We start from the raw sequence: 13,071 nt of genomic DNA on the forward strand, positions 1-13,071 counted from the left end.
GCAATGACGATTTAATAAGCTCAACAATTAAAATCAAAAAAATCATGCATAACATATTTAAAGGTTTAATTACCGCACTTATAACACCTTTTAAAGATAATAAGTTAGACTTATATGCTTTAGAGAGAATTGTAAAACATCAAATAAAGCATGAAGTCGATGCAGTATTAATTGCAGGCTCAACGGGAGAAAGTAGTAGTTTAAGCTTTGAAGAATATAAATTATTATTGCAAACTAGCGTAGAAATTGTTAATAAGTGTATTCCTATAATAAGCGGGTGTTCATCAAATAATACTACTTATGCAAGAGCACTTGCAGCAGAATCTACAAAAATCGGAGTAGATGGTTTTATGGCTAGTCCACCATCTTATGTCAAACCTACTCAACACGGGATTTATAAGCATTTTGAAGCATTGCATGAAGCGTGTAATATACCTATTATGTTATATTCAGCTCCAACTAGAATCGGAGTAGATTTTTCTGATGAGACAATATTGAGACTTAGCAAGCTACCGCGTATTTTAGCATTAAAAGATTGTGGTGTAGATTTAGAACGTCCATTGCGGATCAGAGCAACAGTTAAAAAGGATTTCAATATTTTAACCGGTAATGATGAAGTAGTCTTAGCTTTTAACGCTCAAGGTGGGGTAGGGTGGACTTCTGTAGCCTCGAATATTGTTCCTAATATATGTAAAGAGCTATTAGAAAAATGGAATAAGAACGATACTAAAGGAGCATTAGAAATCCATCAGAAATTACTGCCTTTATATACAGCATTATTTGTAGAATCTAATCCGATTCCGATAAAATATGCTGCACATTATTTAGGTTTATGTGAAAATGAAATTAGACTCCCATTAACTGAAGCAAGCGATAGTGCCAAAAAACAAATTGAAAACATCGTAACATCACTCTCTATAAAAATATGACCGAATATAAGAAAGTTATTGCACAAAATAAGAAAGCCCTTTTTAATTATTTTATTGAAGAAAGATTAGAAGCGGGTATTGTATTAAAGGGTAGTGAAGTACAGTCTCTGCGTCAAGGCAAAGCTTCTATAGCAGAAAGTCATGCGGCAGATATCGGACATGAGGTATTTTTGTATAACTGCCATATTGCAGAATATGAAAAAGCGAATAGATTTAATCATGCTACTCGTAGACCGCGTAAGTTATTGTTGCATACTAAAGAGATAAAGAAAATTATCGGTAGAATTAGAATAAAAGGCTATACGCTAGTAGCTCTTTCTATGTATTTTAATAAAAAAAATAAAGTGAAAGTTGAACTTGGTATTGCTAAAGGTAAGAAATTACATGATAAAAGAGAGTCAATTAAAGAAAAAGACTGGAAAAGAGATCAGAGCAGATTAATAAGACAGAAGTAATGGACTTTGCTACACCGGATGACAAGCCGGCTTTGTTACATAGCTCGTTTTATGTCATTCCCGCTTTCGCGGGAATGACATATAGAGTTACTTAGACTTTAGGAAGATATAAAATTTTTAAAAAAAGGTATTTATGCAGCATATTATAGGTAAAATATTGGTTATGTTTGTAGTTGTGATAGGAGTTTTATTTGTTTTCAAAACAATGAAAACTTATTCTACAAATCCGGTTTCCGTTGAGGTTAAACAAAGCGAAGATGCAAGAAAATGTGAAGAGGAAAGAGTACAAGAAATAATCAAAGATTATTTGCTTAAAACTCCGGAAATAATAATAGAATCAATAGAAGGGTTGCAAAAACGTAAAGTACAGGAAAATGAGACTAAAGTTAATAACTATCTCAAAGATAATAAGTTAGGTATTGAAGATAGCACAAGCTTTCCTGTTATAGGCAATAAAGACGGTGATGTAACAATAATTGTTTTTTATGATTACAATTGTTCTTATTGTAAAAAAAGCGATGCTTCTATAAATGAATTATTGCAAAACGATCCAAAAGTTAAAGTTGTATTACGACCGCTTCCTATCCTTGGAGATGCTTCCGAATATCTTGCAAGAATAGTTTTAGCCGTTTATAAGGTTAATCCAAGTAAATTCAAAGCTGTTCATGATGAATTAATAAAAATAAGAGATGTTTCTAAGGAATCTATAAAAGAATTGTTAACTGAGAATGGCTTAAATGCTACGGAAATTGAAGAAATTGCCGATAGCAATGAGATTAAAGATTTAATTACTCAAAATATGAAAATAGCTAGAAGTCTTAGAATTCAAGGAGTACCTGCGTATATAATTGATTCAAAATTAATACCTGGGTTAATAGATTTCCCACAATTACTAAATATAGTTAAAGAAATTAGGGATAATAAGAGTTCTTAAGAATTGTTGCGTAGACCAGTAAATGCTTTTTATGTTATTCCCGCGAAAGCATTGTTGCATGGATACCAAATCATCATTGCAAGGAGCAAAGCGACGTGGCAATCTTGTCAAGCATCCTGAAATTGCTTCGTCAATTACTTACGTGATTTCCTCACAATGACGACCTTCAGTCTCCACGCAACAAGGTCTGGTAGGAATGACAGCAATTGCTCTTGAATAACTTTAGCCTTTATTGAGTAAATCCAACATAGTTTTGCCGATATCGGCAGGGGATCTAGTGATAGTTACGCCGGCACTTTGTAGCGCTTCAAGCTTATCTTCGGCACTTCCTGTTCCTCCGGTAATAATAGCTCCGGCATGTCCCATTCTTTTACCTGGAGGTGCTGTAATACCTGCAATAAAGCTTACTATAGGTTTCTTGATTTTTGACTGCTTGATAAACTCAGCTGCATCTTCTTCTGCATTACCGCCAATTTCACCGATCATAATAATTGCTTTTGTTTCATCATCTTTCAAAAACATCTCAATACAATCAACAAAATTAGTGCCGTTAACAGGATCGCCACCTATACCGACACACGTAGATTGTCCAAGTCCTACTGCTGTTGTCTGCGCTACTGCTTCATAAGTTAGAGTACCTGATCTTGAAACAATACCTATAGTTCCTCTTTTATGAATATGCCCAGGCATAATACCGATTTTACATTCACCCGGTGTGATAACTCCAGGGCAGTTAGGACCGATTAATCTAGTTTTAGAACCGACTAAAGCGCGTTTTACTTTCACCATATCAAGCACCGGAATTCCTTCCGTTATACATACTACTACTTCAATTTTGGCATCGATTGCTTCTAATATCGAATCAGCGGCAAAGCCGGGCGGAACATATATAACGCTTGCATTTGCACCGGTTTTTGCTTTTGCTTCATGTACGGTATTATATACAGGTAAATCAAGGTGAGTATGACCGCCTTTGCCGGGTGTAACACCGCCAACCATGTTAGTGCCGTACGCTATCGCTTGTTCAGAGTGAAAAGTTCCTTGTGAACCAGTAAAACCCTGACAGATAACTTGTGTTTTTTTATTTATTAATATTGCCATGTTAAATAATTTTTATTGTTTTTATTTTACTTTGATGTCATCTCGCGACTTGATCGCGGGACCCAGTCCTTTTTTAATTTTTTTATGGATACTGTGGTCAAGCCATGGTATGACACTGAACTGGTTTTTCAAGCCATACAACAAGGTCAATACCGGCATAGCTCATGACGGTTATCTACCGTATCGCTTCAACTATTTTATTTGCCGCATCTGCTAAATCATGTGCCGGTATTATTTCTAAACCGGAATTTGATAAAATTTCTTCGCCTTTTTCAACGTTTGTACCGGCTAAACGAACTACTAATGGTACTTTTATACCTATGTCTTTTGCAGCTGCAATAATCCCTTCTGCTATAATATCACAACGCATGATACCGCCGAAAATATTAACTAGAATCCCTTGTACTTCTTTATCAGATAAAATTATTTTTAAAGCTTCTTTTACACGCTCACGATCAGCTCCACCACCGACATCCAAGAAATTAGCAGGCGAAGCACCGTAAAGTTTAATAATATCCATAGTGGCCATGGCAAGACCGGCACCGTTAACCATGCAACCGATATTACCGTCCATTTTTACATAGCTAAGTCCTGCATTTGCTGCTCTAGTTTCTAGAGGATCTTCTTCATCATGATCACGCATTGCCGTAATATTCGGATGCTGAAATAAGCCGTTGTCGTCAAAAGTAATTTTTGCATCTAAAGCTAATAAGTTCCCGTCGCTATTTACAATTAATGGGTTGATTTCAATTTGTGCTGCATCGGTTTCAATAAAAGCATTATAGATTGATTTTACTATTTCTTTCATCTGTTTGGCTTGGTTATCCTTAAAGCCTAACTCATAAGCTATGCCTCGCATATGAAAATCTTGTAAACCAGTTGCAGGATCAACGGAAAATTTAATAATTTTTTCCGGAGTTTTTTCTGCTACTTCTTCAATATCAACTCCTCCTTCTGTAGAAGCTATGAAAGTAATACAGCTAGCCGATCTATCAAATACTATACTAAAATAATATTCTTTTACAATATCACAACCTGATTCGATATAAAGACGGTTTACTTTTTGTCCTTGAGGTCCTGTTTGATGCGTTACTAAATTAATACCAAACATGTCATGAGCAACTTTTTTGGCTTCTTCTTTACTCTTAACAACCTTAACACCGCCTGCTTTACCTCTACCGCCGGCATGTATTTGTGCTTTAACTACATATACTTCCGTATTTAATTTATCTATGGTTTCATTAATCTTTGCGGTTTTCGTAACAACTAGCCCGGTGGAAGTAGGTACGCCGTATTTTCTTAAAATCTCTTTTGCTTGATATTCATGAATATTCATTTTAAATAATTTATTTAAGTTGTTATTAATTTTTATGGATAAGATGCATTTTTAATTTCTCTTACTATGTCTTTATCAAACGTGATAAACTGATTAGCACTATTGACTTCTCCTTCTGCAACAATCATATAGTCGGCAAAGTCTGCTTTACCTTTAATATATTTCTCAGCAGCTGATATTATTATGTCTCGATGCCCAATGATAAAGCCGGAATTATCAATAAGATTAATTACTGCTTCATAAATTTCCTGGCGAGTAAATTTATTTACTTTTAGCACCCATACAAATTCATGCATATGATGCAATAAAAATCTTATTAGGGATGTTATTTTTTAAGAAATTTTGAGCTGCTTGACCTTGTATTTTATCATCTTCAAGAAAAGTACGAGTTAAGATGTTAGTGTCAATTCCTATCATTTTCGATAACCGCAATATTAATAGCTTCATCTACATCCACCGGACCGTTTTTAGCTTTATGCTTACCTTTACCAAAAAAGCTATAGATATCTTTTTTTATAGGAAGCAATTCTAATATTTCATTTTTTTGTAGTTAATTATTAACTCAGAGCCTGAATGTAAACCAAGTTTATTGCTTATATATTTAAGTATCACTACCTGTCCTTTCTATGAGACTACTACTCTGGCATTTAATACTAATATAGTAAGTTATCTGATCTTACTTTGTATATAAAACACAATTTATTATATGTCAATAAGTTTATAATGAGGTTACTCATTCAACATCCTCTTTAATACGTTATCTTTCCTAATAAAGTTAGTATATGCAAAATAATTAAAGCAGTAAATAAGCAGCCTTTTTATGGATTTTTTTAAAGATTTTGGCAAATTGTAAATCTGGAGCAAAAGAATTTATAGTAAACAAACCATAAAAATCAATATGATGGTTTGATAAAATAGTCATTAGAAGCCGCTTATCGGCATTAATAACATTAAAAGCTATAGCAAATTTATATTAATATTAGCGGCTTTTTTTTGCCAATTCGGCATATCTTCCGGTAGCAAAACATTAGCATTATAGAATTTCCATAAAAGCCTTATTATTACTAACGATAAAACAACTATACCGGCTGCTTCATGTATCCCGTATAATTGCCATTTTAAAGGAAGTGCTACGAAATTATCCATTAAGAAAAACCGACAACGAGCATTGCTATAACTATAATGCTCATGATCCAGTGAAAAAGTTTTGCAATTAAGCCATAAGAATTTTCAGTATTTGTAAGTAGCATGATAGTACTCCAATAAATTATTCTGAACTTACCTAATGTCATTTTCGCTCTTCTATGTCATTCTTGCGAAAGCAAGAATCTAAAAAACAATTAAAAATACTAATAACTATTAGTATTTTTCACTAGATCCCGTGGTCAAAAGCCACGGGGTGACACCGAGTCACGGTATGACAGTTTCTTCTTAATTCCCAACTGCCGTATCTATAATTTTTTCTGCCTCTGTACCGCTAATTTTTTCTTTATCATTCAGAATGAGATTAGCATTCTTTAAGTCATCTCCTATATGTTCCGCTCTTCCTTTTAAAATCTTAGCTAAAAACTGCTCAGCAAGAGCGTAATATGAGATTCTATTACCGGGTTTTGCAAATCCATGACCTTCATCTTTGTAAAGTGCATAAACTACCGGTATATGCTTTGCTTGCATGCTGTTTACAATCTGTTCTGATTCTGCCTGCACGACTCTCACATCGTGAACACCTTGTGCTATAAATAAAGGCTTTTTGATATTATCAACAAAATTAATCGGTGATCTTTGTCTTAAAAACTCTTTTTCTTCTTCAGTATCCCAAGGTCCTATACGTGTTTTATATATACTTAACAATGGTGTCATATAAGGAGCTTTAGATTGCACATGAGTTAATAAATTAGACATACCGACAACGTCAACACCGCAAGCAAATACGTCAGGCGTCATGGTAAGACCTACAAGCGTTGCATAACCTCCATAGCTTCCGCCCATAATACAAACTTTATCAGAATCAACTATATTATTCTTAATAGCCCAGTTAACACCATCAATTAAATCGGTGTGCATTTTACCGGCATATTCTAAATTACCGGCGTTTAAGAAATCTTTCCCAAAACCGTTAGAACCACGGTAATTTATACTTAAAACTGCGTAACCACGATTTGCAAGCCACTGATGCTCAGGATTGTATCCCCAGCTATCACGTACCCACGGACCACCGTGGACATTTAAAATTAGAGGTACTTTTCTATCGGGTATATTATTTTTATCGAGCTTTACATCATTTGGAAAAGTGATATAGCTAACTAAATCAAGCCCGTCACGTGACTTGATAATTATCGGTATCATCTTAGCAAGATTATATTGCTCAAGTTCTTTGCGATTAGTAAATAAAAACTCAGCTTTTTTATTTGCCCTATCATATTTATAATATTTCACCGGTGCATTATCAGCCATATAAGCAACGATCCAAGTTTTATCGTCTAGCGTCCTACTATTAATAATTAAATCACCGCGATCAATAGATTGCAAATATTTAATATCATCTTCAATATCTTTATCTAATATTTTATATGAGACTCTATCATAATCTATAGATACTGCTTGCGGAGTTTGTTTTGTGGGATGAACTGTAAATAAGCCAATATCGGCTTTTGCATCTTCGGCTAATATTTCTTCACTACCTGTAGCTAGTGTTATAGCTTTAAGTGCAGAGGTATTACGATTACGTCCCTCTAGCATATATAAAGTTTCACCACTAGAATCAAAACCAAGTATGGAAGTGTTAAAAGAATCTTCCATTGATATCTTAGTAAATAACTTTGGTTCTCCGTCTTTTAATTCATAATATTCAACAGCTCCGTCTTTATCTAGTAAGCTACCGAATCTTAAATTTAAATTTTCATCGGTTACATAATCAGTAAATCTATCATTTTTATAAATCAGTTCTTTTTCTAGAGTATCTAGATTTAATTTGTAAATATCAAAATATTCAGGATTACGCTCATTTAAATATATTAATATCTCATTTGGCTTCTTATGACTTGCTCCGGCTATTTCGGCTTTAACTCCTTTTGTGGGAGTAAGTAATTTTGTCTCTTTTGTCTCTATGTTATAGCTATAAATGCGGTCATTTTCATCACCGTTAAAATCTTGGGTATATAAAATATTTTTATTATTATAAGCTTTAGCATAAGACCAAATACCGCGTCCTTTGTCATGGGTTATGGCTTCTGCTTTACTAATATCATCTGAGGGTGCTAGCCAAATGTTTAATACACCGTCTTTCGGTGCAACATATAGAATATATTTGCCGTCGTGGGTTAGAGAAACCCTTGCTTTATCAGGGTTACCGAATAAAACTTTTCTGGGGATTATTTGATTGTTATCCGTTATCGTTTGCGTTTGAAACATAAAAATACCGACACTTACTATTAATATAGTGCCTATAATATAGAAAATTTTACTCATTACTATTAGTTTTGTAGTCTTTTGATATCATTCCCGCTTTCGCGGAAATGATATTCAGGTCATAAAATATAATTGCTACACTCTCTCAATATTGCTTAAAAACCAATCAACTTCTTTGGTATTAGCATTACGTGTAAATGTCCATTCTTCTTTTAAATCTTCGATTTTGTCAACTACATTTTTACCTTGAAATAGTAATTTAATAAATATGTTATTACCGAACATGTAAATTTCTGAATATTTTGCACTTAAAGCCGATGAATCAAAAAAATCACCATAGGACGGTGTTATTTTTTCAAATTCTTCCAAGTATCTTTTATCTATCAGCTCAGATAATTCTTTAGCATCTTTTTTATAAGCAGCTTCTATAATCATTTGAAAAGCAGTTTTAGCATTATTTATGAATTTAACCGGATCAAAGGAGTGAAGGCGTTTATGGACTTGTGCCATTCCATCTACAACCGCAGTTATATTATGTTCCACTATTATATCTTTAAAAGCTTTAATATCTTGGGCTGTTGGAATATTTTTTTCTTCTTTATTAGATTTAACTGTACTGTAAGTTACGTCTTTAATAACCGGTTCGCCAAAATAAGATTTTTGCTTTGTCTGTTCCTCTTCTGAAGTAGAACCGAGAGTCGTAATTAATTTGTTGATAATGTAAAAGGTAATAACGGCAAAAATTAATAACTCTATTATTTGAGGAGACATTTTCTATTTATTTTTATTAAAAGATTATTCTGATATCTTAATATAAAAAAATAATCTTTTAAAGTTATTTAATAAAAATAAGGATTTATTTTTTATTTGATTTATACTTAAAGTTTAAAAAGTAACTAAAAATATCTTGATTATTATGATATTATCGTTTTGTAAATGATGTTTAAACTTCATCATTGTAAAACATTTATAGCCTTTAGTCCATGTATGCTAGGGGGCTGTTGTACTAAAGCTTAATTTTTAAGCGTTTTTAGTATAACGGATAATTATTGTTTTCAATGATTGAGTTTATCCTCTAGCACCTATCTATCTATTCACTTTTAATTGACGAATGAACTGGCGAGCTGGTAATTTCAATTATATAATGCAAAATAGTAGCTATTGTAACCGAAGTAGCAAATTTAAGCCATAAAGGAGTTGGATAAATCCAGTAATATGCTACAAAAAATTCTGTAATTAAAAGCAGAAAGGTATAAAGCATATGAAATGTAACCTAGAAAATATGTTGTTGGATTATCGAAAATAAGTTTATTTAATCCTGAATCATTAGATGTTCCAATAATTATTAAGGATGAGCCAACGGCCACCAAAGTGTTTCTGCATTAATTATAATAAAAATATAAGCAAAAACAGCAATGCCTACAAATGTAATAATATCATAAATAATATAATTAAGTTTCAAAGATTTTATATGTTTTGTAATAAAAAATGTTATACAACCAAAAATAAATACACCTAAAAACATTATTAAGCTTTTACCATAAGCAAATTGTACTCTTGCGTTATACTAATATGGGTCTGCAGCCATTGAAAAGCATAAGGAGCAGAAATTATCCAATAAGATATAAATAACAAGATTATCAATAACTTAATTATTGATAATCTTTGTATCAATGATATTAAAAAAGGAAATAATTAATATGCAAACATTTCCGTACTTATTGAACATCAAGGTTGATTCCAAGATACTAAATCCGTGAACCCCCATGCTTGAATAAGGAACACATTAAGAAGAAAAGTATAAGAATTATCGGAGGGTGAAAGAATTTCTGGAAAAATCGATTCTGCATTAATACGCATAAAAGCATAAATAAATGTAAGGGATAAACTCTGGCAATACGTGCAAATAAAAAACTTTTATAACTAACGGTATGTGTATAAAATCTAGTATTATATACTACATAACATAAAATAAAGCCGGATAACACAAAAAATATTACGACCCCAAGACCGCCAAATCTTGCTATATTCATTCCAATTGAGTTACCTGACCAATTATATGTGGCGTGTAAGAAGAATACCCATAATGCAGCATACCCGCGTAAACCTGTTAATCCTTTTATTTCTTTTAAGTTATCTATTTTGTTATGCATATTTAAGTTATAACATTACTGATTAAAATATGGCATGATACAATAACCTAAATATTAAAACAATTTATTAATAATAATTTTTTTAATAAACTATTAGATTCTTATATTCAGAGGTCTTTTAATAAGTGTGCCACTTTTATAGCATTATCAAATCCGTGATCGTAATGAAATCTTATATCAGGCGAGAATTTCATATTTATTTTATTAGTAATAAAATTTCTGATAGCATTTTTAGAATTATTTAATGCATCCATAATTTCATCTATTGTTAGTTTAGTATTAAAAGGCAAGAAATAACAATTAGCTATTTTGAGATCAGCAGTAACTATAACTTTCATAATAGTGAGAGGACAATCAAAAAGTCTGCTATCCAGCATTTTGCCACGCCTTAGAATTTCTATTAATGCTTCATTTATAATGCTTGCTAATTTTTGTTGTCTATGAGAATTAGTTTTGGTTAATTTTTTCATGAGTTAAAATATATATAATTCTAAGGCATAATAGCATGCTTTTGCCAAACAACCAATACCTAAAAATTTTAGAAATTTTGTTTTAAAAAAACCGGAGAATAAAGAAATAAAGCTTCCCCAAAAAGAAAATGCCATTAAGAAAATTATAAATATCTCATATTTATAATATAGTTTTGTTAAATTTTTATGTCTTAAAATATTTTGTGCATTTTTGGAAGCATAAAAGATATTTAAAACTATTCTTCCAAAAATATAATTGACTGCATTACCGCTAAGAGAAGCACAAATAGCTACTAACAGCATTATTAAACTATTATAGCCTCCGAACATTTTCATAGCATGAAATATTAGTTCATTCTGAAAACCTATAACAAGATTTGAGACAAAACTATCAACAAATAATAAACTATATGCTTCAAATTGATTCATGAATGTAATATATTAAATTTTGATTAGGGGCATTAATCGTCATTGCGAGGAAAAACTGTAAGTTTTGACGAAGCAATCTCGTGCCAAAATCCTGAGGTTGCCATGCTCCCTATGGGCGCTCGCAATGACGATTTCCACAACCCTTACTTCTAACACCAAAATAAAGTAACTGGCAATGAAAAAGCAAATTATTTATCCTGATTTTATAGCACGAATTTTTTCTACGGCACTTGATTTATCATTATTTGCCTTTATAGCAATTCCAATATCACAATTTTGTTCTTTTAATTTATTATGGTTGTTCTTTAATGATTATTTCCTTAGCAATAACATTAATCTTCATAATCCCAATGAAATGTTTAACTCGGTTATGAGTCAGGAATTTTATGAATATCTTAAAACAGGCAATTTTAATAAATATATTTTGTTTAATATTTCAATTTTTGCTACTAATATATTAGTAATAGGCTCATATTTCATAACGCTTTGGTATTATAAAGGTGCAACGCTTAGTAAAATGTTTTTACGTATGAAAATCGTAGATGCCATAACATTAAATCGTCCGACTTTAAAGCAGTTAATTAAAAGATTTTTAGGGTATATGACTTTTCCTATCGGTATTTTTTTCATACTTTTTTCTTCTAAAAAACAAGCATTACATGATAAAATAGCCGGAACCGTCGTTATTAAGTCTTAAATATACTCCTAAGTAATAGACGAAGTTTAATTTGGAAAAGATCAAGGAGTATATAGGGCGAGGAGCGGAGCGTATACTTAATAGGTGAGTACCGCAGTTCTTATAATACGACGTAGCTCATTTTTCAAATTAAACAAGTATATTTATGAATGAAACAAATGATAATGATATAGATCAGCTAATTTATCTTTTTTCAAAATTACCCGGTCTTGGTATTAGATCGGCAAGGCGTATAGCGCTTTACCTATTGCAAGATAAAGACGTAAGGTTAAAAAGCCTGATTAATAATCTTGTAGAGATAGATAAGAAAATAGTAAAATGCGAGATTTGCGGTAATATGGATACGGAAAATATTTGCCGTATTTGTTCTTCTGAATATAGAGATAAATCAATTATTGCTATTGTCGAAACTGTGGCTGAATTATGGGCAATGGAGCGTAGCGGTAATTTTAAAGGTTTATATCATGTACTCGGTCATAATTTATCGGCAGCTAGTAGACAAAACCCTAGCATACTGCGGTTACCTGAACTACTTAAAAGATGTTTTGCAGAAAATATTAAAGAAGTTATTATTGCTACTAATTCTACTTTAGAAGGTCAGACTACTGCTTATTTTATTACAGAATATTTAAAAGAGCAGCCTGCTAAAATTTCTCGCCTTGCGAGCGGTATACCTATCGGAGGTGAACTTGATTATTTAGATGAGGGTACCGTATCTGCCGCTATTAACCTACGCCAACCTTTTGAGTAAAAATTAATAATTTTATTAAAGTTATAGTGAATCTTGATGAAATTCTAGATGATGTTCGCCGGCGAATTTTATTACATCATTATGATTTCCTTGATGATCAAAATTTATCAGTAATTCACCTTCGTGTGAATGTAATATATTTGTGAATAAACGCTGGTCGCCATCAATTTTAATTTCAACTGCTTTTTTGCCGATAAATTTAACGCCGTTATCCCCCTGTTGTCTATATTATTATATCTTTCTTTAAGGCATTTATAAATTTATCACATTGCTTCTTATCTAATTTTTCGCTAATTCTTCCATAACATTCAAGTCCTTGATATTTGCCTAAAGCAGTAGTGTTATTACTTGTAATTTCTCCTTCTTGATTAACTTTCCAACTGCTGTAACTAGGAATAACCTGCCCGA

14 protein-coding genes and 3 pseudogenes are annotated in these 13,071 nt (G+C 32.1%); 5 read left to right on the forward strand and 12 right to left on the reverse strand.

What is annotated here, in order from left to right; translation table 11 throughout:
* Positions 1–44: 44 nt before the first annotated feature.
* The 3 genes from dapA (at position 45) to A3305_RS06350 (ending at position 2,318) form a co-directional block, all read left to right on the forward strand.
* Positions 45–929, forward strand: a complete 885-nt coding sequence (dapA, locus tag A3305_RS06340) for a 4-hydroxy-tetrahydrodipicolinate synthase (protein WP_014392214.1) — start codon at positions 45–47, stop codon at positions 927–929.
* Positions 926–1,384: an SsrA-binding protein SmpB gene (smpB, locus tag A3305_RS06345; RefSeq protein WP_014392215.1), complete on the forward strand. Its 459-nt coding sequence runs from the start codon at positions 926–928 to the stop codon at positions 1,382–1,384. The genes dapA and smpB overlap by 4 nt, the downstream gene beginning before the upstream one ends.
* A 133-nt stretch (positions 1,385–1,517) precedes the next feature.
* Positions 1,518–2,318 carry a DsbA family protein gene (locus A3305_RS06350; RefSeq protein ID WP_014392216.1) on the forward strand — a complete coding sequence of 267 codons (801 nt, stop codon included), beginning with the start codon at positions 1,518–1,520 and terminating at the stop codon, positions 2,316–2,318.
* A 222-nt stretch (positions 2,319–2,540) separates the two neighbouring features.
* Here A3305_RS06350 and sucD read toward each other — a convergent pair whose 3' ends face one another.
* The 12 genes and pseudogenes from sucD to A3305_RS06410 all read right to left on the reverse strand — a co-directional run bounded on the left by sucD (position 2,541) and on the right by A3305_RS06410 (position 11,215).
* Positions 2,541–3,419 carry a succinate--CoA ligase subunit alpha gene (gene sucD, locus A3305_RS06355; protein ID WP_014392217.1) on the reverse strand — a complete coding sequence of 293 codons (879 nt, stop codon included), beginning with the start codon at positions 3,417–3,419 and terminating at the stop codon, positions 2,541–2,543.
* Between the two features lie 175 nt (positions 3,420–3,594).
* Complete coding sequence (sucC, locus tag A3305_RS06360; protein WP_014392218.1) at positions 3,595–4,755, reverse strand: ADP-forming succinate--CoA ligase subunit beta; 1,161 nt, start codon at positions 4,753–4,755, stop codon at positions 3,595–3,597.
* A gap of 32 nt (positions 4,756–4,787) precedes the next feature.
* Positions 4,788–5,172: pseudogene (locus A3305_RS06365) on the reverse strand (PIN domain-containing protein).
* Positions 5,159–5,367: pseudogene (locus tag A3305_RS06370) on the reverse strand (AbrB family transcriptional regulator). The pseudogenes A3305_RS06365 and A3305_RS06370 overlap by 14 nt, the downstream one beginning before the upstream one ends.
* Before the next feature lie 181 nt (positions 5,368–5,548).
* Positions 5,549–5,706 (reverse strand): annotated as a pseudogene (locus tag A3305_RS11605) (cytochrome B).
* A gap of 6 nt (positions 5,707–5,712) precedes the next feature.
* The gene (locus tag A3305_RS11875; protein ID WP_226984039.1) at positions 5,713–5,901 is read right to left on the reverse strand and encodes a hypothetical protein; all 189 of its coding nucleotides are present in this window, start codon (positions 5,899–5,901) and stop codon (positions 5,713–5,715) included.
* Positions 5,901–6,047, reverse strand: coding sequence for a hypothetical protein (locus A3305_RS11880; RefSeq protein WP_226984040.1), 147 nt, complete (start codon positions 6,045–6,047; stop codon positions 5,901–5,903). Before A3305_RS11880 ends, A3305_RS11875 begins: the two co-directional genes overlap by 1 nt.
* A 139-nt stretch (positions 6,048–6,186) precedes the next feature.
* Positions 6,187–8,223: a S9 family peptidase gene (locus A3305_RS06385; protein ID WP_014392221.1), complete on the reverse strand. Its 2,037-nt coding sequence runs from the start codon at positions 8,221–8,223 to the stop codon at positions 6,187–6,189.
* 75 nt (positions 8,224–8,298) lie between these two features.
* Positions 8,299–8,934: a Tim44 domain-containing protein gene (locus tag A3305_RS06390; RefSeq protein ID WP_014392222.1), complete on the reverse strand. Its 636-nt coding sequence runs from the start codon at positions 8,932–8,934 to the stop codon at positions 8,299–8,301.
* 977 nt (positions 8,935–9,911) lie between these two features.
* A complete protein-coding gene (locus tag A3305_RS06400; RefSeq protein WP_014392223.1) occupies positions 9,912–10,316 on the reverse strand; it encodes an acyltransferase family protein in 405 nt (134 codons plus the stop codon).
* 107 nt (positions 10,317–10,423) lie between these two features.
* Complete coding sequence (gene rbfA, locus A3305_RS06405; RefSeq protein WP_014392224.1) at positions 10,424–10,786, reverse strand: 30S ribosome-binding factor RbfA; 363 nt, start codon at positions 10,784–10,786, stop codon at positions 10,424–10,426.
* A gap of 3 nt (positions 10,787–10,789) precedes the next feature.
* Entirely contained in the window at positions 10,790–11,215 is a 426-nt protein-coding gene (locus tag A3305_RS06410; RefSeq protein ID WP_014392225.1) for a YqaA family protein, read from the reverse strand.
* A 175-nt stretch (positions 11,216–11,390) separates the two neighbouring features.
* On the opposite strand from A3305_RS06410, the gene A3305_RS06420 reads away from it, so the two are divergent.
* Positions 11,391–11,912, forward strand: coding sequence for an RDD family protein (locus A3305_RS06420; RefSeq protein ID WP_014392226.1), 522 nt, complete (start codon positions 11,391–11,393; stop codon positions 11,910–11,912).
* A 145-nt stretch (positions 11,913–12,057) separates the two neighbouring features.
* The gene (gene recR / locus A3305_RS06425; protein WP_014392227.1) at positions 12,058–12,663 is read left to right on the forward strand and encodes a recombination mediator RecR; all 606 of its coding nucleotides are present in this window, start codon (positions 12,058–12,060) and stop codon (positions 12,661–12,663) included.
* Positions 12,664–13,071: the final 408 nt, after the last annotated feature.

This window comes from Rickettsia amblyommatis (assembly GCF_002078335.1).
In the GTDB taxonomy this organism is placed as follows: domain Bacteria; phylum Pseudomonadota; class Alphaproteobacteria; order Rickettsiales; family Rickettsiaceae; genus Rickettsia; species Rickettsia rickettsii.